Origin of the sequence: Streptococcus mitis, assembly GCF_008763935.1 — a bacterium.
GTDB lineage: Bacteria > Bacillota > Bacilli > Lactobacillales > Streptococcaceae > Streptococcus > Streptococcus mitis_DB.
Genome location: NZ_VTQF01000003.1, coordinates 193,300 through 218,985, shown reverse-complemented (window position 1 = coordinate 218,985; position 25,686 = coordinate 193,300). Strand labels below are relative to the sequence as shown.

The window sequence follows — 25,686 nt, the reverse complement described above, 5'->3', positions numbered from 1 at the left end:
GGTTGGAAATCAGCAAATAAATTGGTTATTTCACAACAATATTAACCAATTTATTTGGTACACTAATCACTTTCACGATTTCCTTACCGTCAATCTCTACTTTGACTTTTTCGTCAGCGAAAGCAATTTCTTGCAATTCTTCGCGTGATAGGTCTTTAGCGACCATGAGTTTGGCACGTACTTTACCTTTGATTTGGACGACAATTTCAATTTCATCTTCAACCAATTTACTTTCGTCCCAAGTTGGCCAAGCCACGTAAGAGATTGACTCACCTGTTGTTGCAACAGTTTGCCAAAGTTCTTCTGCCAAGTGAGGAGCAAATGGAGCAATCAATTGGATAAATCCTTTGGCATAGTCAACATAAAGCTTGTCTTCCTTGTTAGCCGCGTTGACAAAGACCATAAGTTGGGCAATAGCTGTGTTGAATTTCAATGATTCGATTTGTTCTGTGACAGCTTTGACTGTTTCGTTATAAACCTTGTCAAGAGCGCCATTGTTTTCCGCAAGGATTTCTTTACTTGTAATCAAACGGTAAACACGGTCAAGGAACTTACGACTTCCTTCCAGACCTTCTTCTGACCAAGCGATTGAAGCATCAAGTGGTCCCATGAACATTTCATAAACACGAAGGGTATCGGCACCGTATTGCTCCACCACGTCGTCTGGGTTGACAACGTTCCTGAGCGATTTAGACATCTTGGCTGGTGCTTGCTCCAACTCTTCCCCTGTTTCTACATGGAAGAAAGAACCGTCACGTTTTTCAACCTTATCGGTTGCCACAAGAGCGCCACGGTGGTCACGGTAGCTTGTTCCCAAAATCATTCCTTGGTTAAATAGTTTTTGGAATGGTTCCTTAGTTGGAACAACACCAAGGTCGTAGAGGAATTTGTGCCAGAAACGAGCATAAAGCAAGTGAAGTACAGCATGTTCCGCACCACCAACGTAGATATCTACTGGCAACCATTGTTTGAGGAGGTCCTCATCAGCCAATTTCTCAGTATTGTGTGGGTCAATATAGCGGAGGTAGTACCAGCTTGAACCTGCCCATTGTGGCATAGTGTTGGTTTCACGACGACCTTTGACACCATCTTCACGCGTCACTTCAAGCCAGTCTGTCAAGTTAGCTAGTGGACTTTCACCAGTACCTGAAGGACGTATATCCTTGGTTACAGGCAAGACAAGTGGCAATTCACTTTCAGGGACAGCTGTTGAAGTTCCGTCTTCCCAATGAATGATTGGAATCGGCTCACCCCAGTAACGTTGACGGCTAAAGAGCCAGTCGCGGAGACGGTAGGTAACCTTCTCTTGTCCATAGCCTTTTTCTTCCAACCAAGCCACAATCTTAGCAATCGCGTCTTCTTTGTTGAATCCATCTAGGAAGTCTGAATTAACGTGAAGGCCATCTTCTGTGTAGGCAGCTTCTTCAACGTTTCCACCTTCAAGTACTTCGACGATTGGAAGGTCAAATTGTTTGGCAAATTCCCAGTCACGTTGATCGTGGGCTGGAACAGCCATTACCGCACCTGTCCCATAGCTAGCAAGAACATAGTCTGCAATCCAGATTGGAATTTCCTTACCATTGACAGGGTTGATAGCATAAGCACCAGTCCATACACCTGTTTTTTCCTTGGCAAGGTCTGTACGAGCCAAGTCTGACTTGAGGCTGGCTTGGTGTTTGTAGTCAGCTACAGCCTCAGCTTGTTCAGGACTTGTGATAGCATCTACTAGTTCATGCTCAGGCGCCAAAACAGTGAAGGTCGCACCGAAAAGGGTGTCCGGACGAGTAGTAAAGACTGTAAATTCCTTTTCTGCTCCTTTTACTTTGAAAGTTACATTAGCACCAGTTGATTTCCCAATCCAGTTGCGTTGCATGTCCTTGATAGACTCCGGCCAATCTAGTTCATCTAAATCATTGAGCAAGCGCTCTGCGTAAGCCGTGATTTTGAGCATCCATTGGCGCATTGGCTTGCGGACAACTGGATAGCCTCCACGCTCAGAAGTTCCGTCAGGAAGAACCTCTTCGTTGGCGATGGCTGTTCCCAATTCCTCAACCCAGTTTACTGGCACTTCCGCTTCATAGGCCAAGCCTTTTTCGTAAAGCTTAGTGAAAATCCATTGGGTCCACTTGTAGTAGTTTGGATCTGTTGTATTGACTTCACGATCCCAGTCATAAGAAAATCCAAGCGCATTGATTTGGCGTTTGAAGTTGGCAATGTTCTCAGCTGTAAATTCTGCTGGGTCATTACCAGTATCCATAGCGTATTGCTCTGCAGGCAAACCAAAAGCATCCCAACCCATTGGGTGAAGGACATTGTAGCCTTGCGCACGTTTGTAACGGCTGAGGATATCGGTTGCAGTGTAACCTTCTGGGTGTCCTACGTGAAGACCCGCTCCAGATGGATAAGGGAACATATCAAGCGCATAAAACTTCGGTTTTGATGCATCTGTCCCTGTCTTAAATGTATGATGTTCTGCCCAGTAGCCCTGCCACTTAGGCTCAATTTCTTTATGATTGTAAAAACTCATGGTCTCTCTCCAATTTTGTGATGTTACTATTATACCATTTTTGGGGAAATTTGAAATGTGTTAAAAGAAAAAACTGTATACTGTACTTCATTAATTTTGATGACTATGAATTGCTCTATCTCCCACTTTTTATCCCATTGTTATGCAGTAAATCAAGGAGTAAGTCAATAATCTTATCTCATATAGCACAAAATACTTATTTTAGACCGAAGATAAAACTGGAATGCTAATTAATGTATTCACAATAAATAGCTGACAACTTGTATTGCTTCCTGATTTATAAAGAGCATCGGATACAATATGAGGATAAATAAAAGACTACCATTTTTAAAACAGTAGTCCTTATTGTTTATTGCGAATTTACATATGCATCTACAGCTATAATGGCTTGTGCAACATCTGAAGGCGAAATCTTAAACGGCATCTGATGGATTGTCTCACCCTCCATAGTTGCTTGTTTACCAACTTTTATTAAATCATCATATTCAACTTGATCCAAATGCATTTCTTTTAGAGTTGTTGGCATACCAATTTTTTTGTAAAACTCAATATACTTATCAAGTTCTTCTTTTGGTCTATTTTCCAATAAAAGTTGTACCAAGGTTCCATAAGCTACTTTTTCACCATGTGTTAAATGATGAATGTCACCTGTCAATGCAGTAAAACCATTATGAATTGCATGCGCCGCAGCTAATCCTCCACTTTCAAAACCTAGTCCACTCAATAAAGTATTAGCTTCAACAATATTTTCTAATGCTGGTGTCACCACTTTAGCTTCACAAGCTGCCATAGCCTGTAAACCATCTGCGAACAGCGTTTCTTCACATTTCTTCGCAATTGCAACTCCAGCCAACGTTTGTTGTTGTCCTAACATAGTTTTTCCATTTGCCTGCATAACTGCACGCGCCTCAACCCAAGTTGCTAAACCATCTGCAATACCAGACGCTAATAAACGCTTAGGAGCTTGTGAAATAACTTTTGTATCAACCAAAACTAAATCTGGATTTTTAGAATAAAATAGATAATGATCAAATGCCCCTTCATCTGTATAAATAACAGATAAAGCAGATACAGGTGCGTCTGTCGATGCAATTGTTGGAGCAATAATAACAGGCTTTTCAATCAAATCTGCAATAGCTTTTGCGCTATCAATCGTCTTTCCCCCACCAAGACCTATAATACTATCACAATTTTCTTTCTCAGCTAAGGCAACAACTCGATTGATTTCATTGTCAGAAGCTTCACCATTAAACTGGGCTAGAACAATATGGAAACCATACCTATGTAGGTAATCTTCAAATCGTTTTCCAACAATATCATAAACCAACTGATCACATAATAGAATAGGACGATTTCCCAAATCCAATATTGATTTGGCATTTTCAAACAAGGCATTTTCCCCTTGAATATATCTCGAAGGGCTAGCAAAAATTCTCATATGTATTCCCTCTCTATCTAAACGGAACGACTATTTTGAATAACAAACCAATCGTCAGAAAAATCATCAACCGCCTTTTGGATAGATGGCATGGCAAAAGCTGATTCAAAAACATCTGCTCCTGCTGTAACAGCATGCGCACCTGTAGCTAAAGCATTATTTACTTGTGCTACATTTTTAAAGGATGCAGCTAAAATCTTACTAGGAGAGTTCTGTCTATCAATAGCAAGAGCTAATTGACGAATGACAGAATTTGAATCAATGTTCAGATTCTCCATTCTGTTATAATATGGAGCTAGGTAATCCGCTCCTGCTTCGATAGCTAATAATCCCTGAATAACTGTATAAATAGCTGTTGCAGTGATATGGTAACCCTCTTTTTTTAGCACCTTTATTGCACGTAATCCAGCTGGAGTAACAGGTACTTTGATAAATGTATCATCTCCTGCTTGTCTCCGAATTTCATGAGCATCTTTTAAGATACCTTCAAAATCTTGAGAAATCACCTGAACATGAATAGAGGGTGCAGAGCCAATCAATTCTCTTACATCTTTGATTCGTTCAAAAAAATTAATCGAACCCTCTCTTTTGGCAATAGTGGGATTTGAAGTTACCCCAGCTAGCGGTAAAATTTCAGACCATTTTTTAATCTCATCTAAATTTAATGTGTCAAGCATAAATTCCATAAAAAGAACCTCTTTATTTTACAAAGTATGCTCAGTACGTCCTATAATATCATCTTGGGTTGCCTTAGAAAGAACATTGAAGAATGCAGAGTATCCTGCAACACGAACAATTAAATCTCTGTGTTTTTCAGGATGTTTCTGAGCGTCGATCAACGTCTCTCTGGAAACAACATTATATTGAATATGGTACCCATGTAAACGATTAAAGAATGTTCGTAACAAAGCAATTAGTTTTAATTTATCTTCTTCTTTGGCTAACGTTTGAGGATTTACTTTCTGATTTAAGAGAACCCCACCTACGATTTCATCTGTTGGTAATTTTGAAACAGATTTTAAAACAGATGTAGGGCCGTGTTGATCCATATTATGTGATGGTGAACAACCCTCTGCTAACGGTGTACCCGCGTTGCGTCCATCTGGCGTTGCTAATGTTCCACGTCCCTGTCCTACGTTGGCTGAGATAGAAGATGTTCCTGAATAACGAATTCCTCCAATAGGACCTCTTCCATAACGTGTATTAGGATATTTAGCAATTTCATCAACATAAATGTCATAAGCAGCAGTAACCAATTTGTCGGCATAATCATCATCATTACCGTACTTAGGTGCATCATGAATCAACATTTCTTGAATGACCTTACCTTCTTCCCCGGCATAATCTGTTTCCAGTGCATGCCAAAGCTGACTTGGGCTTATACGTTCTTCCTCAAATACCAATTTTTTAATTGCAGCTAATGAATCCGACAAATTTGCAATTCCAACTTGCAAACCTGATATATAATCATATACTGCTCCACCTTCTTTAAGGTGTTTTCCACGACCAATACAATCATCAGTCAATGCTGAACATAGAATATCAGGAACTTCTCGTTCCAATGATAAATCAATAGAATTTTCAACAATAACACTCATTCGTGTCAAATATCTTAGTGTTTTATCCCAAGCATTTTCTAATTCAGAAAAGTTCTTCATATCCTTAAAATGACCAAAGCTTGGTGCAAACCGTTTACCCGAAGCCGGATCAATTCCATCATTCATCGTGATAAGTAGAACCTTAGGGAAGTTCATATAACTCATACCTGTGCAACGATAGCCCCATTTCCCTGGAACTGCCGTTTCAACACATCCAATGGCACTGTAATCATAAGCATCATCTTCCAATACTCCTTTTGCAATAAAAGAAGGAATAATAATCTCATCATTATTAAATGCAGGCATACCAAAACCAAGTTTCATCACTTCAATACACTCATTCATGAAACGAGCATCTAAACCTGCATGGTAACGTACAGTTAGATTAGGTTGCGGTAGATGGGTTTGTGCAACTGATTTTAATACCAAATAAGATAATGGGTTAACAGCATCCTTCTTATCTCGAGTCTGTCCACCAATGGTAACATTTTGATATAAAGGACTTCCTGCTGAAGAAAATGTATGTGCTTGACTGCGAACCTTATTAATTGTAATTGTCTTAATCCAAAGATTTGTCAGACGTTCAACAATGCTATCTTCTGTTTCTTTACCACTTTCTAAATCAGCCTTCATATATGGATACATATATTGATCAAAACGACCATATGAAAGAGAGTGGCCATTAGATTCAATTTGTAAAATACATTGAATAAACCAAACTGATTGAATAGCTTCTGCAAAAGTAGTTGCCGGTTCATATGGGACTCTAGAGCAAATATCTGCAATCTCAAGTAATTCTTTCTTACGTTTAGGATTTGCATTTTCGGCTAAATTTTTTGCAAGATCAACAAAGCGATTTGCATATACTTTAATAGCATCGATTACAATAAATATAGAGTCGTAAAAATGATATTTATCAATACTTGCTGGATCTGTTAAATCTAGAGCTGCTTTCGCTTTACGAGCTCGCTCTTCAAAACCTCTTAAACCAAATTGCAACAGTTTCTGATAGTTAACTGCTAAGTGAGCATCTCCAGAATTCATCTTACCTTCCATACCGAAGAATCCTGTTTCCATATAAACAGACACTTCTTCAGGTAATAAGGCACCAGCTCTAGCACGTAAATTATTATTTTCCCAAAACGGAGCGATACTTCTAAGTTGTTCTTTTGTTTCTTCTGTAATATAGAAAACATCTCCATCACGCTTTTCAAAAAGATCCAACTCATTGAGAACAAATTCTAGCGTATATTCTGGAAAAATAGGAGCATCTTTATTGGAAGAAGCTTGATTTCCCGCAATCATAGATTCTTCTTCGATATAGATAGTCATATTTTCCAAAATTTCTTTCAGCATATAGGCGCGTTTTAAGACATTAGGTTGCTCCTTATATCGATCATAAGCGCGTGTTGCTAGAACTGCTCTCTCAGCATCAATATAAGGTTTTTTATTTAAAACATCTTCTCGATATTTGTTCATCCTTTCAGTAAGGCTGCCAAAATATTCTGTCTTGATTGTTGTTCTTGCTACTTCTGTATTTACCATCGTAAGCACCTTTCTTTCGAAAATATTTTTGTTTCTTTCGAAAATATAATACCTAATTTTTTAGAGAATTTCAAGCTTTTAACTAGAAAAACTTTAACTCCCTAATTTTTAGCACAAATGTGTGTTTAATGATAATACACAAATGTTTTTTACATTTATCAAACTTCATTCTGATACGCTAAACGATCCTGTACTTTAAAGAATGGGAAATAAACTAATGTAGACATCGCTAATATCACCAGCTGAGTAATAACTCCTTGCCATCCACCAACCATAAATCCTGATATAATAGCTGGGGTACTCCAAGGTAAGGTAACTCCTGAAAATGGCTGCATGAAACCTGTTGCAATAGCTCCATATACTATAACAGCTGCAAGTACAGGAACAAGAATGAAAGGTACAAACATAACTGGATTCATGACAATCGGAAATCCAAATACAACTGGCTCATTTACGTTAAATATTGCTGGAAAAGCTGCTACTTTCCCTAACGCTTGGTACTGTTTAGATTTTGCTGCAAAAAGCATGGCAACTACAAGACCAAACGTAATTCCTGAACCAGATAGAATTAAAAATGAATCTAAAAATTGTTGAGTAACAATATGTGCACCATTTTCTAATGATAGATTACCAGAGGCTAGCATAGCTTTATTAGCATCAAGATTAGATAAAAGCAGAGCTGTCACTACTCCATTTACTACCGATTGTCCATGAACACCAAACCACCACAAAAATGATATAAAGAATGCAATTCCAATTGCACCATACAAAGATCCAGTTAAACCTTGCAATGGAACTTGAATAGCAGAATAAATCATTTCTATGAATGTTCCGCCATTAGTCAATGAGCTCGCTAAAATATATACAATCATAGAAAGTAAGAAAATTACAAATGCTGGAATCATTGCTTCAAACTGTTTCGCAATAGCTTGTGGAACTTGTTCTGGCATCTTAATAACAATTTTTCTCTTTATAAAGAAGGTATAAATACTTCCTACTACCAAACCTATAATGATAGCACCGATAATTCCTTGACCTCCAAACCAAACTTTACTAATAGCATCCCCAATTGCCTCACCTTGTTTAGGGATATAAGATGATCTTAGCAAAATAAAGAATGCAGATACAGATAGAACCCCAGCTGGCAAAGCCTCTACTCCGCTATTCTTAGCATAAGAATAGGCAATTGAAAAACAAGAAATTAGACCCATAATCGCAAAAGTTCCTGAATATACTTGCATAAACGGCTCTGTCCAATTTGCTCCAAATACACTAGCAATGCTCTTGTTTAATCCTTCAAATGGCAATTGTCCCATAATCAAGAATAAACTACCAACTACTGTCAATGGCAAAATTGCTAACATACCATCTTTTAGAGCTATAATACCACGCATATTCACAAACTTCATCATAGGTGCAATGATTTTTTGAACATCCATCTTTGCCATAATAAACCTCCTTTTCTTACCCACTAATCAAAGATAGGGCCAAATCTAATACTTTTTTCCCATCTAACATACCATAGTCCATCATCGGAATAACAGCTATCGGAACATCACACTTATCACAAATTTCTTTTGATTTATCTAATGTATAAGCAACTTGAGGCCCCAACAGTGCAACATCTAGATTTGGGGCATAATCCGCTAATTTAGACTGAGAAAATGCCTCTATTTCTGCCTCAACTCCACTAGATTGCGCTGCAATTTTCATATTATTTACAAGCATACCAGTAGAAAAGCCTGCTGCACAAAACAAACCAATCTTCACCATTATATTTTCCTCCTCTATGTTAATACTCTAGTATTATTTTTTGTGAAGTTCTTTTCTCAAACTAATAATTTCTTTGATTAAATTAATCTCCGTCATACTAGTCATGAGATGATCTTGTGAATGAACAAAGAGAGCTGTTATTTCTGTCTTTGTACCAGACGCTTCTTGTGCCAAGAATTTTGTTTGTAGATTATGGGCTTCTAATAAGGCTGCATCAGCTAACTGGATTTCTTCTTCACATCGTTCACATGTACCGTTTTTTATATAATCTAACGCTTTATAAATATGTTGTTTCGCATCGCCAGCATATAAAATTAAACCCATGATAATTTGATCTGGAACAATAATTTCCATAAATTCCTCCTCATTTCACTATGTAAAAAGCTTTTTCATTTGAAATTTTAAAATTTTCTTTTGTAACTATAGAATACAACTACATAATAAACTTGTCAATCCAAAGACAACAAATAAACTATTTTTATTTATATAAGCACAAATGTGCAATTGATTAAAAAGAAAAAACGATAAACTGATATCAGTCTATCATTTTCACTCGCATAAAATATTTCGAAAAGAAAAATCACCATCTTCTTCTAAAACTTTTAAAATTGTATTTTTATCTGTAATCAGATGATTTACTAGATTAGCACGTAATACAGAAAGAATCGCAGATACTTTCGTATCACCATAAGCAACAGCTAAACTTTGAGGAATATTTTTTAAATCTTCCAAAGAGATTGCTATCGTTCTTTCCTGTAAGTTCTCATAAACTTCTTTACCTTTTGAATCAAAGAATCGACAACAAATTTCCCCTACAGTTTTAACTTTTGTCAATTCTTTAAAGTCATCCTCTGTAAGCATGTCTAACCATTGATGTTTTCCTTTATTACTAAAATCACCAATCCCAACCACAACTATATCTAAATCTTTCCAACTATTTTTCAAATCTTCAAAATATCTTGATTGCAAAATACCATCTGCTAACAATTTATTTTCTTGCACAATTGTTGCATTCATAAATGTACACTCTCCATGAAATTTTCTAGACATTTCATAAATCAGTGTATTCACATGGTATTTAGCGTGTATGTGACTAGGACCACCTGCTAGAGGATAGAAGTGAACATTTCGAACACTTTTGCTGTGGATTAAATCTACTAAATTACTTAAACTTTTTCCCCAAGAAAAGCCAATTTTCATATTATCATCAATTAAATTCCTAAGGACACCTGCTGCAACTTGAGAAATTCTTTCAGATAAAATTGTTGGATTGTCATCAAATTCATTTGGAATAATTTCTAAACTTTCCAGACCATATTTTTCTTTTACATAATTTTCCAACTTAAACATATTGGTATCAAAATTCTCTATTTCAATTTTAACAATTCCTGCATTCCTTGCTTCTGTTAACATTCTACTAATAGAGGTTCTATAAATTCCTAATTTTGCTGCTATTTGTGACTGATTTAAGTTTTCAATATAATACAGATAAGCAATTTTAGAGAGCAGTTTATTCCTATCTTGATTCATACACTTAACCTCTTACGAAACTACCTTAACCATTATCCCAGCATTTTCTAATGTAGCTATATTTTGTTTAGAAAGTTTTTCGTCTGTTATTACTTCATAGACTTGACTTAAAGCAAATCTTCTTACTGTACCCCTTTTATCAAATTTACTTGAGTCAGTTAGCACAATGACTTTATCCGACGCTGCTGAAATATATTGAACTACCTCACTGCGCATTAAATCTTTTCCTGTAAAGCCCATCTCTTTATCGTAGCCATCTGTCCCAACAAAAGCTTGACGCACATGAAAAGTCTGTATCATTTCTTTTAATAAAGGTCCTACGGTAACCTGTGAATCTTTCTGAAACTCTCCACCAAGAACAATAACACGACATGAATCATAACCTCTTACAAAATTTGCTATAAAAAATGAATTTGTTACAATAGTGACATTTCTTTTTTGCTTGCAAATTTCCTCAGCAAGTAAAGCACAGGTTGAACCAGATTCTATCATTATTGTTTCATTATCTGATACCAATTTTACTGCTTCTTGAACAATTTTTCTCTTAATTTCATAATTAATTGACAAGCGTACATTTAAGTCATCTCCACTATTTAACACAGCATATCCATGCTCTCTGTGTAATAAGCCTTTTGACTCTAATTTATCTAAATCTTTTCTAATCGTTACTTTCGATACATTTAATTTTTCCGATAATGTATTAACATCAATCTTTTCATATTCTGATACTAATTTAATAATTTGTTCCAATCTTTTCATTTTACACCTCCGTTTTATTCTACCAAAATAAAAAGCAAAAAACAACAAATTAAACTTTCGTTCGTAATTGTTTTTCTTTCGTTTTTGTGATAGGATAGAATTATAAAGAGGAGGAACTCTTATGGAAATATCTAAAGGAATTATTTTTAATATTCAACACTTTTCAATTCATGACGGTCCGGGTATTCGTACAACTGTTTTTTTAAAAGGATGTCCTCTGCGCTGTCCATGGTGTTCTAATCCTGAATCTCAAAGAATGAAACCTGAAAAAATGAAAGATGCTCAACGAGAAAAATTCACTTTAGTAGGTGAAGAAAAAACTGTAGAAGAAATTATTACAGAGGTATTGAAAGACAAGGAATTTTACGAAGAATCCGGTGGAGGGTTAACTTTATCTGGAGGTGAAATATTTGCTCAGTTTGAATTTGCTAAAGCTATCTTAAAATCAGCCAAAGAGCATCACATACATACTGCAATTGAAACCACTGCCTTTGTTGATCATGAAAAATTTATTGATTTAATCCAATATGTAGATTTTATCTACACAGACCTAAAACATTATAATTCTATAAAACATAAAAAAGTGACTGGGGTTTTTAATCAAATGATTATTAAAAACATTCATTATGCGTTTTCTCAACATAAAACTATCGTTTTAAGAATCCCGGTTATTCCTGATTTTAACAATAGTTTAGAGGATGCAGAAGAATTTGCTACTCTATTTAACTCATTAAATATCGACCAAGTTCAACTACTCCCTTTTCATCAATTTGGTGAAAACAAATATCGTTTATTAAATCGGAAATATGAAATGGATGGAGTCAACGCACTTCATCCTGAAGATCTTATTGATTATCAAAAGGTATTTCTGAACCATCATATTAATTGCTATTTCTAGTTTATCTCTTTGAAATGCTCTAGCTATTCGCAGATAACAAGCATCTATAATACATACTTAACTTTTCAAAAGGTTTAGCTAAAAAATTTTAGCCAAACCTTTTCTATTTTACCTTGCTCTAGAATTTTTAAACTGCTATACTTATAACAGAAAACCCTTCCAAGGAGGTAGCGGATGTCTCATTCCTTTAAAAAATCTCTCCAAAAAGAAATTCTCCATAGAAGCTCTATCGCAGCCTTTGTGACCTCACTCTTACTACTCATTTTACTTTTTGGTTTTTCCTATTTTTTACAAAAGCAACAACTCTCCAAAGATACGAGACAGATTGTCAAACAGGTTCAAGAAATGAAAGAAGCAAATAATGAACTCCTGACTACTATGAACCATAAAATGATTCCTGGATTTTTGGATGGTAAACACACAGAACGAGAAGTCTTTAGCTTATTTTACGAGACAAAAGCTAAATTAAAACTTAGTTCTGACCTCATTATCCTAAGTGATACAGGTGAATTACTATTTAGTACCAATCGAAATCATCAAGAAAGTATTTTATCTCCCTACTACCTAAAACTACTCATTCAAAATCCTTCTCAAGAAAAAGTGACAGAAAAAATTGCACTCTCTTCAGATAAGCAACATTACACACTCTTTATCAAACCACTACTTCAAAACCAACGAGTTAAGGCCTATACTATTACTTTCGTAAATGAGAATGATTTCATCTCAAGTTTCCCAATGATAAATTCTAAATACATCATTACCGATAGCTTTGGAAATATGTTTTCCAACAATACAAACCAGTTCACTCGCTCCACTCTTGAAAAATTTGATGAAAAACTCCTACACTCTCGTACCCACTGGTATGAGAATGAACCGCTTATTGTTCAAAAAGAAAAAGTCGGTGCTATTTTTTCAATCTATACTTTTCAATCCTTTTTTCCTATTCCTAGCTTACTCGGCCTAGCCTCCATTCTCACCTTATGTATATTCTTCCTCTACTTCTGGCAAGCAAGACGAATTGCTCATAAGATTGCTACACACAACGCTGTTCCTATTGAAAGCTTAGTTTACCAACTTCAAGAAATTCCCAAACAAGCAGAAAAAAGACTTTCTCTACAAACAGGTGATGAGTTTGAATTTATGGCCGAAAAAATTAATAATATGTTGTATGAATTAGATCAACTTCATCAGAAAATGTTGACCATCGAAAAAGAAAAGTGGATTTTTGAAAGAAAAATGCTGGAAGCTCAGTTCAATCCTCATTTTCTCTACAATACGCTTGAGACAATTAAAATTACTTCTTTAATGGATGCAGCTCTCACACAAGACCTGATTCAAAATCTCACGCGCATTCTTCGCTACAGTATCACCGATTTAGAAAAAGAAACAACCATTTGCCAAGATTTAAAGATTATAGAGGATTACCTTATTATTCATAAGATTCGTTTCGAGCACTTTTCCTATGATATTGTCTGCCCAGAAACTATCGATAATCAACCTATTCCTAAACTTTTCTTGCTTCCTCTAGTAGAAAATGCTATAAAATATGGGATGCAATACCGTATTGATCTTCATATTGATATCCAAATTACCTTGGAAGCAGATTCTCTAACTTTTTTAGTCAAGGATAATGCTGGAGGACTCACAAAACAAGAGCGACTCGCTATTTTAGACTCTTTAGAAAGCCCTCATACCCAGCATGGCATCGTGAACAGCTACAAACGATTGAGCAATTTCTTTTCTGATGTCCAGCTAGATTTAGGAGTCAATCGCCAAGGAGAAACTTGGGTCAAATTTATAACGAAAGGAGTAACTCATGTTTAAGCTCATTATCGTAGAGGATGAACACCTCATCCGAAAATGGCTAGAAATTGCCGTAGACTACTCTGCCTTAGGTATCCAAGTCGTAGGAACTGCCAGTCACGGTCAAGAGGGAATGAAACTCATCCAAGAAAAAGAACCTCATATTGTCTTAACAGACATCACAATGCCAATTATGGATGCTTTTATGATGTTCGAAGCCACTCGTACCCTTTCTTATGAAAAAGTTATCTTATCAGGTTATAACGATTTTCAAAATGCCAAAAAAGCCATGCAATATGGAGCAGTTGATTTCTTATCCAAACCAATTAATACCAAGGAATTGACAGAATGTCTTCAAAAAATTGTTTTGCGATTACGAGTTAGCACTCGTCAAGAAACTCCTTTTTTAGAAGAATATCAAACTTTACTCACCTCTATCCAACAAATTGATACACAAAACCAAATCATTCAGCAAATTCTTGAATTTGTTCATCAACACTACTGCATGCACTTTACCATTTCTACCATTGCAGAGAATCTAGGGTATAGCGAAAGTTATCTATATAAGGTTATCAAAGAAGACTTCCCAATGACGCTAAATGAATATATCTTACGCTACCGCCTCAAGCAAGCTATAGATAAAATGGCTGAATCCCCCAATTCCCCCCTAAGCGATATCTCTGAACAAATTGGATTTTCAGACTATAAATATTTTGCAAAAGTTTTTAAAAAGTATCTCCATATTTCTCCAAAAGAATTAAAACTCATGGATAAAAACCATTGATGTAAAAGGATTGCTCAGCTCAGGCAATCTTTTTATTTTGTGCTTTTACCCAATGAAAATCAAAGTGCTAACTACTCAAATCATAGCTTTGAGATCACAGATAAAGTGACGTGTTTTGAAGAGGATTACCATCAAAATCTCAGCTACAATTCACCCATCCTTGCTCTAGGAACCCATTTCCTATTTCCCGTTTTAGATTTCTTTAAGGTTTTTATTATATCCTGTAGAACTCTACAATTTAAAAACATTAACAATCTAGGTAGAGAAATTGTTCGTAAAAAGGAGATTCTTATGAAAAAACTACTATTCTTTCTCTCTTGTGGATGGATATTTCTTACTTTATCAGGATGTTCTTCAGCTATAGAAGCGGAGACTAACACTGAAAAAGGTTCAGATAACACTTTGGTTGTCTACTCACCTAACCCTGAAGACCTTATCGAAGAAACAATCCCAGCCTTCGAAGAAAAATATGGTGTTAAGGTTGACTTAGTACAAGCCAGTACTGGTGAATTGTTCAAAAAAGCTGAGGCTGAAAAAGAATCCCCTGTAGCCGATGTCATTTTCGGAGGCTCCTACGCCCTCTTCTCTTCTAACGAAAATCTTTTTGAACCTTATATTTCTCAAGAGAACGACCAGATAATCCCTGAATATCAAAATAAAACCGGATTCTACACGCCTTATACACTTGATGTCAGTGTCATCATTGCCAATTCAGCTCTTACAAAAGATATTAAAATTGAAGGCTACAATGATCTACTCAATCCTAAATTAAAAGGAAAAATCGCAACTGCTGATCCAAGTAATGCTTCTAGCGCCTTTGCTCAATTGACAAACATGCTTGTCGATCAAGGTGGATACGAAAATGAACAAGCTTGGAACTATGTGAAAAATCTATTTACCCTAGTAGATGGAAAGATTGCATCTAGCTCTTCAAATGTTTACAAAGCTGTCGCCGATGGAGAAATGGCTGTAGGGCTCACCTATGAAGATCCTGCCTTAAAACTCTTAAATGATGGGGTTGATGTAAAAGTCATCTATCCAAAAGAAGGAACCGTCTTTTTACCTGGTAACGCGGCTATCGTCAAAAATGCCAAACACATGGAAAATGCTAAGAAATTTATCGATTTCCTTCTTTCTCAAGAAATCCAAGATAAGCTAGGAACTGAAACTACAATCAGACCTATTCGTAAAAATGCTAAAACCAATAAAAATATGAAGGCTATGACAGAAATCAATATTGCCACTGAAGATTCAGATTATATCATTAAAAACAAATCTGCCATTCTTAAAAAGTACAATGATATTTTTACAGATATCCAATCTAAACAGTAAAAGGGGTTCACTATGAGTGAGATCAAAATTATTAACGCCAAAAAAATCTATCACGATGTCCCTGTTATTGAGAATTTGAACATTACAATTCCCAAAGGAAGTCTCTTTACCATCCTTGGTCCTTCAGGATGTGGGAAAACGACTCTTCTTCGTATGATTGCAGGTTTCAACAGTATCGAAGGTGGAGAATTTTACTTCGATGATACAAAAATCAATAATATGGAACCCAGCAAACGCAATATCGGGATGGTTTTCCAAAACTACGCTATTTTCCCACATTTGACTGTCCGAGATAATGTTGCTTTTGGTCTCAAGCAAAAGAAGGTTCCAAAAGAAGAATTGGTCCAACAGACCAATAAATATCTTGAACTCATGCAAATTGCTCAATATGCGGATCGGAAGCCCGATAAACTCAGTGGTGGACAACAACAACGTGTCGCCTTGGCACGCGCCTTAGCTGTTAATCCAAGTGTTCTCCTCATGGACGAGCCACTTAGTAACCTAGATGCCAAACTTCGCTTGGATATGCGTCAAGCTATTCGAGAAATCCAACACGAAGTGGGTATTACAACTGTTTATGTGACCCACGACCAAGAAGAAGCTATGGCTATTTCAGACCAAATTGCTGTTATGAAAGACGGAGTCATTCAACAAATCGGTCGACCAAAAGAACTCTATCATAAACCAGCTAATGAGTTTGTGGCTACCTTTATCGGACGCACAAATATTATTCCTGCCACTCTTGAAAAACGGAGCGACGGCGCTTATATCGTCTTTTCAGATGGCTATGCCCTTAGAATGCCAGCCCTTGATCAGGCTGAGGCACAAGCTATTCATGTAAGCATTCGTCCTGAAGAGTTTATCAAAGATGAATCTGGAGATATTGAAGGAACTATTAGCGATAGCGTCTATCTTGGACTAAATACGGAGTATTTCATCGAGACAGGCTTTGCCTCAAAAATTCAAGTTAGCGAAGAATCAACTTTTGAAGAAGATCTACAAAAAGGCGATCGTATTCGTCTACGAATCAATACTCAAAAATTAAACGTCTTTTCTGCAGATGGTTCACAAAACCTGATAAAAGGAGTCAACCATGGAACGTAAAAAACTAAATATTTGGACAGCCTCCTCTTTCTTCATCTTTCTTACCTATCTTGTCTTTCTCGTTTATCCTATCGTTACCGTGCTCAAGCAAGCACTCATACATGAAGGACAATTCTCACTAGCTAATTTTGTCACTTTCTTTAGTAAAGCCTACTATTCTGAAACACTTGTCAACAGTTTCAAGGTTTCCATTACTGCTACTGTCACTTCCTTAGTCGTAGGAACCTTATTAGCTTATCTCTTCTCTATGTATGACTTCAAGGGAAAGAAATTTCTACAAATATTAATTATCATTGCTTCCATGTCAGCTCCGTTCGTGGGAGCCTACTCCTGGATTCTCTTGCTGGGACGAAACGGGGTCATTACTAAATTCCTGACAAATGCCCTTCATCTTCCAGCTATCGATATTTATGGATTCAAAGGAATTGTACTTGTCTTTACACTGCAACTATTCCCACTGGTATTTCTATACGTTGCTGGGACAATGAAAAGTATTGACAATTCTCTACTTGAAGCTGCTGAAAGTATGGGGTCCTTCGGATTTAAGCGTATCGTAACGGTTGTTTTGCCTCTCCTAGTTCCAACCTTACTAGCAGCTGCCCTGCTTGTATTTATGAGAGCATTCTCAGACTTTGGAACACCTATGTTAATTGGTGAAGGATATCGGACTTTCCCTGTTCTGATTTATACCCAATTTATTAGCGAGGTTGGAGGAAATTCTGCTTTTGCATCTGCTTTAGCAATTATGGCGATTATCATTGCCTTGGCAATTTTCCTTTTCCAAAAATACATCTCAAACCGCTACAGTTTCAGCATGAATTCGCTCCATCCAATTGAGCCTAAAAAAACTACAAAAGGAAAAATGGTTGCCATTTATGCAACAGTCTACGGAATTATCTTGTTCTCTGTTCTACCTCAAGTCTACTTGATTTATACTTCTTTCCTAAAAACATCAGGTATGGTATTTGTCAAAGGCTATTCTCTAAACAGTTACAAGGTAGCTTTCAATCGTATGGGATCTGCTATTTTCAATACTATTCGTATCCCTTTGATTGCCTTAGTCCTAGTTGTCTTATTCGCAACATTTATCTCCTACCTAGCCGTTAGAAAGCGGAATTTGTTTACAAACTTAATTGACAGCCTCAGTATGGTCCCTTATATTGTACCAGGAACCGTTCTAGGGATTGCCTTCATTTCTTCCTTCAATACCGGTCTATTTGGAAGTGGATTTCTTATGATTACAGGGACAGCTTTCATCTTGATTATGTCTCTATCTGTCAGAAGATTACCTTATACTATTCGCTCATCTGTTGCTAGCTTGCAACAAATAGCACCAAGTATTGAAGAAGCCGCCGAGAGCTTAGGAAGTAGCCGCCTCAATACCTTTGCCAAGATTACAACTCCGATGATGCTATCTGGTATTATTTCTGGAGCCATCCTATCTTGGGTCACAATGATTTCAGAACTCTCTACTTCTATCCTCCTCTACAATGTCAAAACAAGAACAATGACTGTAGCCATTTATACAGAGGTTCTCAGAGGAAATTACGGTGTTGCGGCAGCCTTGTCAACTATCCTAACTGTTCTAACAGTAGGTTCCTTGCTCTTGTTTATGAAAATATCTAAAAGCAATAGCATTACACTTTAGTTTCCCCCATCAAAAACAGCCGAAGAGATTACCCTCGGCTGTTTTTTCTTATCTTGATATTCTTATCAAATCCCTAGTTCAGAGCAAGCAAGTCTAGACTGATTAAATAGAGGCTTCCTCCATCTTCTCACGTCCTAGTTCTCGGTAACTACGGTCACCAACAACTTCAACGCTAAACTGGCCGTCCTCATATTCAAGGATCGTCACGCTGCCATTATCTAGACCATGCGGATGCATACCATTAATCAGATAAACAATGGTTCCAATGGTCATTCCGTGACTCACGACAAGAGCATTGCCACCGCCTTGTTCTTCCATTTCTTTAGCAATCGCTTCAAAACCTTCCTTGATGCGGCCACTGAGTTTTTCCCATCCTTCAGCCCAACCAGCTGTATCAACCTCTACCAAGCCCTCAGCCAGTTCAGCATAAGACAATTGGTGAACATGGTCCACATTAAAGATACGAGGAATAATGCCCATGAAAAGATCGCCATCATAAGCTCCGTCAAAGCTACCAAAACACCATTCTCTGATACGCTTGTCCATGCGATAAGGGATTTTCCCCTGCAAGCCAAGTTCATCAAGGATAATTCCCATTGTCTGAATGGTGCGGCCAGAATCACTGGAATAAGCGCGCTCAAACTGCAAACCAGATTCTCGCAAACCGATTCCTAATTCTTGAATCCCTCGCTCACCTTCAGCTGTTAAGGGAGTATCGCTCCAACCTTGCGCGCGACCAATCGTGTTAAACATGGTCTTGCCATGACGTACCAAATACAATCGTACTTTTACCATTTTCCGTCCTCCGTTTGCTTCTATTATAACATGGATGATAAAACAAAAGCCACCCAGACAGGTGACTTTTGCAGGAGATTATTATGAAAAAGTTTAGGAGTTCATTAAATAAAGATATTAGATGAAAATCAAATTCAAACTAAATCAGAGTTATCTGTTTCAAATAATATTAGGAGGTCTTTATTTAATGATTATAGTATACACGTCCAACCTTAAATAGAACTTAAAAAATTATACCCATTCACCTTTTTCATTTACTTTATAACCGTTAATGGTCATATTTTTTGCCAATTTCCCATCAGCTAGCAAGTAATACCACTTATCTCCATCTTTAATCCATTGGTTACGAGCATACTTGCCATCTTGGTTCAGATAATACCAACTATCATACTGAGAATCAAATACCCACTCACTCTTAGCCATGTAACCGCCACGTTTTAGGTAGTATTCGCCCTGCCAAGCTTTCTCTACATAACTACCAGTTGAATCTACATAAAACCAGCTCTTATAATCTTCATCATAAATCCATTCACTCGCAGCCATTGAAGCATCTGCTTTTAGATAATAACGGCCTACCCAACGGTTTCTTACAAGATTGCCAGAAAGGTCATTGTAGTACCATTTACCAGACTCTTTAAACCACTTACTTGCTTGATGATCTTTCTTAGTCTCTTCATTAGATGTAACAGTAGATTGAGATGAAGTTGAAACTGAGGATGAAGTCCCAGTAGAAACTGCTTGAATAGCCTCTTCTTTTGTCACCTTAGGCTTAGCTTTTCCTTGGTAAACATCTTCGATACGCTTAGTAAATACAGATAACTCATCAGGGGATAGCATTCTACTATTTTTGTAATTACCATCCTCACGTATATCCGCTTCTGTTTTTATCTTTCTAACAGCTTCTTCTACTATGTCATCAATCTTACCAAACATAGAAACTTTATCTGCTTTCGAAAGTGAATCGTCATTACTAATGGCTGTCTTCTCCATAAAGGCAACAGCATTAACTTCTCTGATATTCTTTTCAGTAGGTGCTAATGAAAATGCTTGAAAATCATCTGATAGAAATGTTGGTAACCTTTTTAAAAATATATCCAATTTTTCTTCACTATTAAATATTGCATATTTGTGGCTCCAAACAGAGGACCCTGGACCTCCCCAACTATCATATTGGTCGAGATTTTTTAACATTTTTTCTCTTTCAAGATTTGTGTAATGCGGATTTTTATTAATATGAGCAGTTACAAGTTCCTTCTTCTTCTGTACAATTGCACTAAAAATATACGTTTTTATTTCTCCATCATAATTTCGATTCTCATTTCGAGGTTCACGAAATTGAAATCTTTCTTTTCTGTATTCCCATTCGCCTATATGTGATAATATTTCCTTCTCTTCTTTATCAATAGAATTTATAAAATATTGAAGATTTTTACTAAAACTCTCAGAAATCCTAGTATTAAGAAAGTTAATATCATTTTGTGAGAAAGAAAGTACACTCCAGTCTATTTGATTAACTAAATTAAGAAAGTGTTCCTCATCCTTTTTCATAAAATCTATCTGTGCTTTTTTATATTCTGCAATTACTTTCTTAATCTCTTCTTGAGTCGTACTAGTAGCAGTTTCATGGCTTTCTTCCTGCGCATAAATTACTTGATTGGCAAAAGTTGGGACTAGTAAAGTCGACAGTCCTAAAGCTACTAAAGCATGTTTCATTTCTTTTTTCATCATTTTCTCCTATTTTCTTAATTTTTAAAACTATGAATTGGTGCTGGGATTTGTCCTCCACGAGAGATGAAATCGACAGACGAAGCCCCATTGACCTTCATAACAGGTGCAGTACCTAATAGGCCACCAAACTCAATCATATCTCCCTCTTTTCCTTTGGGAATAATACGGACAGCCGTTGTCTTCATGTTAATAACTCCAATTGCAGCTTCATCTGCAATCATAGCCGCAATGGTTTCAGCAGGTGTATCCTCCGGAATGGCAATCATATCCAAACCAACGGAACAGATAGCCGTCATAGCTTCTAGTTTTTCCAAATTAAGAGAGCCATTTTGCACTGCAGCAATCATTCCTTCATCCTCTGAAACAGGGATAAAGGCACCAGACAAACCACCAACTTGGTTGCAGGCCATAACTCCGCCCTTCTTAACTTGGTCATTCAAGAGAGCCAAGGCAGCCGTCGTTCCATGCGTACCAACTGTTTCTAGCCCCATTTCTTCAAGGACACGTGCAACAGAATCTCCAACCGCAGGAGTTGGCGCCAAACTCAAGTCCACAATACCAAACTCCACACCCAGTCTTTCACTAGCCATCTGACCAACCAATTGACCAATACGAGTGATTTTAAAGGCAGTTTTCTTAACTGTTTCGGCTACTACATCAAAGCTCTGTCCACGAACTTTTTCCAAGGCACGTTTCACAACACCAGGACCAGAAACTCCGACATTGATGATGACATCTGCCTCCCCAACACCATGGAAGGCACCCGCCATAAATGGATTGTCCTCAACAGCATTAGCGAATACAACCAACTTGGCCGCTCCCATATCAGATAGAGTAGCCGTTTCCTTGATAACACGTCCCATATCTGCCACAGCCGTCATATTAATACCAGACTTGGTTGAGCCGATATTGACTGACGAGCAGACCTTGTCCGTTTCAGCCAAAGCACGAGGAATAGAATTGATGAGAATCTCATCTCCCTTTTGATAACCTTTTTGTACCAAGGCTGAGAAACCACCAATAAAATCCACACCGATTTCTTTCGCAGCCTTATCAAGAGCTTTTGCCAGAACCACATAGTCTGTCGCATCTGTCGCTGCTCCAATCAGAGAAATAGGAGTCACTGATACACGCTTATTAACGATAGGAATTCCCAACTCAGCTGCAATTTCATCGCCAACAGCCACTAAATTAGCTGCCTTGCTCGTAATCTTTTGATAAATTTTCTCCGAAGCACGATTGATATCTGGATCAATACAGTCTAATAGGGAAATCCCCATGGTAATAGTTCTGATATCGAAGTTTTGCTCCTCAATCATGGCGATAGTTTCAGTAACTTGTCTAATATCCATATGCACCTCCTAGATATTATACATAGCTTCGAAAATCGCTGCACTCTGAATATTGATTTTTACATTCAAAGTTTGCCCAAAAGCTTCAAATTCATTACGAAGATAGGTAAAATCTTGCTTTTCATCACTAGAGACGACAGCCATCATCGTAAAATATTCATCCAAGACAGTTTGAGAAATATCGTCAATATTCAAACCCAATTCTGCAATTTTAGCAGAAACACCTGCAACAATTCCAGATTTATCTTTACCAACAACAGTTATAATCGCTTTCATAAGCAAACTCCAATTCTTCTTTTAATAGGAAACCTGAACATTAAACAGGATTCTTTTCAAATAGTATAGCATAATTCTAACTAAAATACTCAAAAACGCCTGCTTACGAAGTTGTTCTTAAGAAAAAAACAATTTCGTAAACAAGCGTCTACTATCCCAACTTATGATGAGTGTTCCCGCTAGGACCGAAATCCTAGCGGTAGACCAGAGCTAGACTAAGAGCACAAGACTCCATCATCATAACACTCAACAAAATTGATGATTTTATACTAATTCGATGATCGCCATTGGCGCTGCATCACCACGACGTGGTTCAGTTTTAAGGATACGAGTGTATCCACCGTTACGTTCAGCATAACGAGGTGCGATTTCTGAGAACAATTTTTGAAGTGCTGTAGTAGAAGTGTACTTATCAGTTGCTTCATCATAGTTTTCAGATGCGATTTCATTACGTACGAAAGCAGCTGCTTGACGACGTGCATGCAAATCACCACGTTTACCTAGAGTAATCATTTTTTCAACAGTTTTACGGATTTCTTTAGCACGAGCTTCAGTTGTCACGATTGATTCGTTGATCAAAAGGTCAGTTGTCAAATCGCGAAGCATTGCTTTACGTTGTGAGCTAGTGCGTCCTAGTTTACGGTAAGCCATGTATTCCTCCTTTATTTATCTTTTAATCCAAGACCCAAATCAATGAGTTTGAGTTTCACTTCTTCCAAACTCTTGCGTCCAAGATTTCGTACTTTCATCATCTCTGCTTCAGATTTTTCTGTCAAATCATGCACAGTATTGATACCGGCACGTTTCAAACAGTTGTATGAACGCACAGACAAATCCAGTTCCTCAATCGTACGATCCAAAATACGATCGTCAGATTCAGTATCAGCTTCTTTCATCACTTCAGTTGACTTAGCAATCTCAGTAAGATTTGTAAACAAATCAAGATGTTCTGTCAAAATACGTGCTGAAAGCCCTAAAGCATCTTCTGGAATAATTGTTCCATTTGTCAAGATTTCAAGGGTTAATTTGTCAAATCCATCATTGCTACCTACACGAGCAGGTTCCACTTGATAGTTGACTTTTGTAACTGGTGTATAAATAGAATCTACAGCAAGTGTTCCAACTGGTGCATTATCTTTTTTATTTTCATCAGCAGGTACATATCCACGACCACTGTTAACAGTCATAGTCGCTTTTAGAGAAGAACCTTCACCGATTGTAAAGAGATAATGATCTGGATTTACAATTTCAATATCGCTATCTGTCAAAATGTCACCAGCTGTTACTTCAGCAGGACCTTCAACATCCAGTTCGATGATTTTTTCGTCTTCAACGTACGATTTCACTGCAATTCCTTTAATGTTCAGAATAATTTGCATCACATCTTCACGAACACCTGGAACTGTGTCAAACTCATGTAACACACCATCAATATTGATAGATGTCACAGCTGCTCCTGGTAGAGAAGCTAGAAGTACACGACGAAGAGAGTTACCAAGAGTTGTACCGTAGCCACGTTCAAGTGGTTCGATTACAAACTTGCCATAATCTTTATTTTCATCAATTTTTGTTATATTTGGTTTTTCAAACTCGATCATTTAGTTACTCCCTCTTAAACGAAAAGCAGTGTAATGCGATGATTATACACGGCGACGTTTTGGAGGACGAGCACCATTGTGTGGCACCGGAGTCACATCACGAATTGCTGTTACTTCAAGACCAGCGGCAGCAAGCGCACGAATAGCTGACTCACGACCAGAACCTGGACCTTTTACAGTAACTTCAACTGATTTAAGACCGTGTTCTTGTGCAGATTTAGCAGCAGCTTCAGAAGCCATTTGAGCAGCGAATGGTGTAGATTTACGAGAACCTTTAAAACCAAGAGCACCAGCTGATGACCAAGCAATTGCATTACCATGCACATCAGTAATCATAACAATAGTGTTATTAAATGTAGCGTGAATATGAGCAATACCAGATTCGATATTCTTTTTCACACGACGTTTACGTGTTGGTTTAGCCAAGACTTTTACCTCCTATATTATTTTTTCTTACCAGCAATCGCAACAGCTTTACCTTTACGAGTGCGAGCGTTGTTTTTAGTGTTTTGTCCACGGACAGGAAGTCCACGACGGTGACGGATACCACGGTATGAACCGATTTCCATCAAACGTTTGATGTTCAAGTTTACTTCACGACGAAGGTCACCTTCAACTTTGATTGCATCCACTTCACGACGGATAGCATCTTCTTGATCTGATGTAAGATCACGTACACGAACATCTTCTGAGATTCCAGCAGCAGCCAAAATTTTCTTAGATGTTGCAAGTCCGATACCATAAACATAAGTCAATGAGATTACTACGCGTTTGTCATTTGGAATGTCAACTCCAGCAATACGAGCCATGTTTTCTCCTTTCTATCTTATCCTTGACGTTGTTTGTGTTTTGGATTTGCTGGGCAAATTACCATAACACGACCATTACGACGAATAACTTTACAGTATTCGCAAATTGGTTTGACCGATGGTCTTACTTTCATTTCTTATCCCTCCAAGTTTTTCGATTATTTAAAGCGGTAAGTGATACGTCCACGTGTCAAGTCATATGGACTCATTTCGACAGTAACACGATCTCCCGCTAAAATACGAATATAGTTTTTACGAATTTTACCAGAAACTGTTGCTAAAATCTGATGTCCATTTTCAAGTTCAACCGTAAACATTGCATTCGGCATTGTATCAACTACTTTGCCTTCAACTTCAATCACATCGTCTTTTGCCACGCAAAAGCACCT

The 25,686-nt window shown here is 37.3% G+C and carries 25 protein-coding genes; 6 read left to right on the top strand and 19 right to left on the bottom strand.

All coding sequences use genetic code 11. The annotated features are described in order from the left end of the window. Positions 1–25: 25 nt before the first annotated feature. The 9 genes from leuS to F9B91_RS06100 form a co-directional block, all read right to left on the bottom strand. On the bottom strand, positions 26–2,527 hold the full coding sequence (gene leuS, locus F9B91_RS06140; protein WP_150922737.1) for a leucine--tRNA ligase: 2,502 nt from the start codon (positions 2,525–2,527) through the stop codon (positions 26–28). Between the two features lie 349 nt (positions 2,528–2,876). Continuing rightward, complete coding sequence (locus tag F9B91_RS06135) at positions 2,877–3,965, bottom strand: glycerol dehydrogenase (protein WP_001217825.1); 1,089 nt, start codon at positions 3,963–3,965, stop codon at positions 2,877–2,879. Positions 3,966–3,982: 17 nt separating this feature from the next. Further along, positions 3,983–4,651 (bottom strand): fructose-6-phosphate aldolase, encoded by a 669-nt coding sequence (locus tag F9B91_RS06130; protein WP_000395423.1) that lies wholly within the window; start codon positions 4,649–4,651, stop codon positions 3,983–3,985. An 18-nt stretch (positions 4,652–4,669) separates the two neighbouring features. After that, positions 4,670–7,108 carry a glycyl radical protein gene (locus F9B91_RS06125; RefSeq protein WP_150922736.1) on the bottom strand — a complete coding sequence of 813 codons (2,439 nt, stop codon included), beginning with the start codon at positions 7,106–7,108 and terminating at the stop codon, positions 4,670–4,672. A 158-nt stretch (positions 7,109–7,266) separates the two neighbouring features. Beyond that, the gene (locus F9B91_RS06120) at positions 7,267–8,556 is read right to left on the bottom strand and encodes a PTS sugar transporter subunit IIC (RefSeq protein ID WP_191962421.1); all 1,290 of its coding nucleotides are present in this window, start codon (positions 8,554–8,556) and stop codon (positions 7,267–7,269) included. Positions 8,557–8,572: 16 nt separating this feature from the next. Continuing rightward, the gene (locus F9B91_RS06115) at positions 8,573–8,881 is read right to left on the bottom strand and encodes a PTS sugar transporter subunit IIB (protein ID WP_000238723.1); all 309 of its coding nucleotides are present in this window, start codon (positions 8,879–8,881) and stop codon (positions 8,573–8,575) included. Positions 8,882–8,914: 33 nt separating this feature from the next. Beyond that, complete coding sequence (locus tag F9B91_RS06110) at positions 8,915–9,235, bottom strand: PTS lactose/cellobiose transporter subunit IIA (RefSeq protein WP_000402908.1); 321 nt, start codon at positions 9,233–9,235, stop codon at positions 8,915–8,917. A 195-nt stretch (positions 9,236–9,430) separates the two neighbouring features. Continuing rightward, positions 9,431–10,411 (bottom strand): sugar-binding transcriptional regulator, encoded by a 981-nt coding sequence (locus F9B91_RS06105; RefSeq protein WP_001070838.1) that lies wholly within the window; start codon positions 10,409–10,411, stop codon positions 9,431–9,433. A 12-nt stretch (positions 10,412–10,423) separates the two neighbouring features. Then, on the bottom strand, positions 10,424–11,170 hold the full coding sequence (locus F9B91_RS06100) for a DeoR/GlpR family DNA-binding transcription regulator (protein ID WP_000824973.1): 747 nt from the start codon (positions 11,168–11,170) through the stop codon (positions 10,424–10,426). Between the two features lie 121 nt (positions 11,171–11,291). On the opposite strand from F9B91_RS06100, the gene F9B91_RS06095 reads away from it, so the two are divergent. The 6 genes from F9B91_RS06095 to F9B91_RS06070 all read left to right on the top strand — a co-directional run bounded on the left by F9B91_RS06095 (position 11,292) and on the right by F9B91_RS06070 (position 18,739). Continuing rightward, a complete protein-coding gene (locus F9B91_RS06095) occupies positions 11,292–12,068 on the top strand; it encodes a glycyl-radical enzyme activating protein (RefSeq protein WP_000406167.1) in 777 nt (258 codons plus the stop codon). Between the two features lie 174 nt (positions 12,069–12,242). Then, entirely contained in the window at positions 12,243–13,892 is a 1,650-nt protein-coding gene (locus F9B91_RS06090) for a sensor histidine kinase (protein WP_150922734.1), read from the top strand. Next, the gene (locus tag F9B91_RS06085) at positions 13,885–14,655 is read left to right on the top strand and encodes a response regulator transcription factor (RefSeq protein ID WP_150922733.1); all 771 of its coding nucleotides are present in this window, start codon (positions 13,885–13,887) and stop codon (positions 14,653–14,655) included. Before F9B91_RS06090 ends, F9B91_RS06085 begins: the two co-directional genes overlap by 8 nt. Before the next feature lie 291 nt (positions 14,656–14,946). Beyond that, positions 14,947–15,987, top strand: coding sequence for an ABC transporter substrate-binding protein (locus F9B91_RS06080; RefSeq protein ID WP_150922732.1), 1,041 nt, complete (start codon positions 14,947–14,949; stop codon positions 15,985–15,987). Positions 15,988–15,999: 12 nt separating this feature from the next. Continuing rightward, a complete protein-coding gene (locus F9B91_RS06075; protein WP_150922731.1) occupies positions 16,000–17,091 on the top strand; it encodes an ABC transporter ATP-binding protein in 1,092 nt (363 codons plus the stop codon). Further along, positions 17,081–18,739 (top strand): ABC transporter permease, encoded by a 1,659-nt coding sequence (locus tag F9B91_RS06070; protein ID WP_150922730.1) that lies wholly within the window; start codon positions 17,081–17,083, stop codon positions 18,737–18,739. Before F9B91_RS06075 ends, F9B91_RS06070 begins: the two co-directional genes overlap by 11 nt. A 102-nt stretch (positions 18,740–18,841) precedes the next feature. Here the strand turns inward: F9B91_RS06070 and F9B91_RS06065 are convergent, their stop codons facing one another. The 10 genes from F9B91_RS06065 to infA all read right to left on the bottom strand — a co-directional run bounded on the left by F9B91_RS06065 (position 18,842) and on the right by infA (position 25,674). Beyond that, positions 18,842–19,534 carry a histidine phosphatase family protein gene (locus F9B91_RS06065; protein ID WP_000241548.1) on the bottom strand — a complete coding sequence of 231 codons (693 nt, stop codon included), beginning with the start codon at positions 19,532–19,534 and terminating at the stop codon, positions 18,842–18,844. 231 nt (positions 19,535–19,765) lie between these two features. Then, on the bottom strand, positions 19,766–21,259 hold the full coding sequence (locus F9B91_RS06060) for an N-acetylmuramoyl-L-alanine amidase family protein (RefSeq protein WP_191962420.1): 1,494 nt from the start codon (positions 21,257–21,259) through the stop codon (positions 19,766–19,768). Between the two features lie 17 nt (positions 21,260–21,276). Continuing rightward, positions 21,277–22,614, bottom strand: a complete 1,338-nt coding sequence (locus tag F9B91_RS06055) for a PFL family protein (protein WP_150922728.1) — start codon at positions 22,612–22,614, stop codon at positions 21,277–21,279. 9 nt (positions 22,615–22,623) lie between these two features. Next, a complete protein-coding gene (locus tag F9B91_RS06050; protein WP_101782123.1) occupies positions 22,624–22,890 on the bottom strand; it encodes an ACT domain-containing protein in 267 nt (88 codons plus the stop codon). A 264-nt stretch (positions 22,891–23,154) separates the two neighbouring features. After that, a complete protein-coding gene (gene rplQ / locus F9B91_RS06045) occupies positions 23,155–23,541 on the bottom strand; it encodes a 50S ribosomal protein L17 (protein WP_000331493.1) in 387 nt (128 codons plus the stop codon). An 11-nt stretch (positions 23,542–23,552) separates the two neighbouring features. Beyond that, the gene (locus F9B91_RS06040) at positions 23,553–24,488 is read right to left on the bottom strand and encodes a DNA-directed RNA polymerase subunit alpha (protein WP_000568988.1); all 936 of its coding nucleotides are present in this window, start codon (positions 24,486–24,488) and stop codon (positions 23,553–23,555) included. Positions 24,489–24,530: 42 nt separating this feature from the next. Then, the gene (gene rpsK / locus F9B91_RS06035; protein ID WP_001118385.1) at positions 24,531–24,914 is read right to left on the bottom strand and encodes a 30S ribosomal protein S11; all 384 of its coding nucleotides are present in this window, start codon (positions 24,912–24,914) and stop codon (positions 24,531–24,533) included. Between the two features lie 17 nt (positions 24,915–24,931). Further along, a complete protein-coding gene (gene rpsM, locus F9B91_RS06030; protein WP_000090781.1) occupies positions 24,932–25,297 on the bottom strand; it encodes a 30S ribosomal protein S13 in 366 nt (121 codons plus the stop codon). A 17-nt stretch (positions 25,298–25,314) separates the two neighbouring features. After that, positions 25,315–25,431, bottom strand: coding sequence for a 50S ribosomal protein L36 (rpmJ, locus tag F9B91_RS06025; protein WP_001808836.1), 117 nt, complete (start codon positions 25,429–25,431; stop codon positions 25,315–25,317). Positions 25,432–25,455: 24 nt separating this feature from the next. After that, positions 25,456–25,674, bottom strand: a complete 219-nt coding sequence (gene infA / locus F9B91_RS06020) for a translation initiation factor IF-1 (RefSeq protein WP_001029883.1) — start codon at positions 25,672–25,674, stop codon at positions 25,456–25,458. Positions 25,675–25,686: the final 12 nt, after the last annotated feature.

Bases quoted from the DNA above. Each gene is read 5' to 3' on its own strand.
- F9B91_RS06075 (WP_150922731.1), top strand. From the start codon at position 16,000: ATGAGTGAGATCAAAATTATTAACGCCAAAAAAATCTATCACGATGTC.
- F9B91_RS06040 (WP_000568988.1), bottom strand. From the start codon at position 24,488: ATGATCGAGTTTGAAAAACCAAATATAACAAAAATTGATGAAAATAAA.
- rplQ (WP_000331493.1), bottom strand. From the start codon at position 23,541: ATGGCTTACCGTAAACTAGGACGCACTAGCTCACAACGTAAAGCAATG.
- F9B91_RS06060 (WP_191962420.1), bottom strand. From the start codon at position 21,259: ATGAAAAAAGAAATGAAACATGCTTTAGTAGCTTTAGGACTGTCGACT.
- F9B91_RS06050 (WP_101782123.1), bottom strand. From the start codon at position 22,890: ATGAAAGCGATTATAACTGTTGTTGGTAAAGATAAATCTGGAATTGTT.
- rpmJ (WP_001808836.1), bottom strand. From the start codon at position 25,431: ATGAAAGTAAGACCATCGGTCAAACCAATTTGCGAATACTGTAAAGTT.
- F9B91_RS06095 (WP_000406167.1), top strand. From the start codon at position 11,292: ATGGAAATATCTAAAGGAATTATTTTTAATATTCAACACTTTTCAATT.
- F9B91_RS06125 (WP_150922736.1), bottom strand. From the start codon at position 7,108: ATGGTAAATACAGAAGTAGCAAGAACAACAATCAAGACAGAATATTTT.
- F9B91_RS06070 (WP_150922730.1), top strand. From the start codon at position 17,081: ATGGAACGTAAAAAACTAAATATTTGGACAGCCTCCTCTTTCTTCATC.
- F9B91_RS06110 (WP_000402908.1), bottom strand. From the start codon at position 9,235: ATGGAAATTATTGTTCCAGATCAAATTATCATGGGTTTAATTTTATAT.
- F9B91_RS06055 (WP_150922728.1), bottom strand. From the start codon at position 22,614: ATGGATATTAGACAAGTTACTGAAACTATCGCCATGATTGAGGAGCAA.
- F9B91_RS06135 (WP_001217825.1), bottom strand. From the start codon at position 3,965: ATGAGAATTTTTGCTAGCCCTTCGAGATATATTCAAGGGGAAAATGCC.
- F9B91_RS06080 (WP_150922732.1), top strand. From the start codon at position 14,947: ATGAAAAAACTACTATTCTTTCTCTCTTGTGGATGGATATTTCTTACT.
- F9B91_RS06130 (WP_000395423.1), bottom strand. From the start codon at position 4,651: ATGGAATTTATGCTTGACACATTAAATTTAGATGAGATTAAAAAATGG.
- F9B91_RS06100 (WP_000824973.1), bottom strand. From the start codon at position 11,170: ATGAAAAGATTGGAACAAATTATTAAATTAGTATCAGAATATGAAAAG.
- F9B91_RS06090 (WP_150922734.1), top strand. From the start codon at position 12,243: ATGTCTCATTCCTTTAAAAAATCTCTCCAAAAAGAAATTCTCCATAGA.
- F9B91_RS06120 (WP_191962421.1), bottom strand. From the start codon at position 8,556: ATGGCAAAGATGGATGTTCAAAAAATCATTGCACCTATGATGAAGTTT.
- rpsM (WP_000090781.1), bottom strand. From the start codon at position 25,297: ATGGCTCGTATTGCTGGAGTTGACATTCCAAATGACAAACGCGTAGTA.
- F9B91_RS06085 (WP_150922733.1), top strand. From the start codon at position 13,885: ATGTTTAAGCTCATTATCGTAGAGGATGAACACCTCATCCGAAAATGG.
- F9B91_RS06065 (WP_000241548.1), bottom strand. From the start codon at position 19,534: ATGGTAAAAGTACGATTGTATTTGGTACGTCATGGCAAGACCATGTTT.
- F9B91_RS06115 (WP_000238723.1), bottom strand. From the start codon at position 8,881: ATGGTGAAGATTGGTTTGTTTTGTGCAGCAGGCTTTTCTACTGGTATG.
- F9B91_RS06105 (WP_001070838.1), bottom strand. From the start codon at position 10,411: ATGAATCAAGATAGGAATAAACTGCTCTCTAAAATTGCTTATCTGTAT.
- leuS (WP_150922737.1), bottom strand. From the start codon at position 2,527: ATGAGTTTTTACAATCATAAAGAAATTGAGCCTAAGTGGCAGGGCTAC.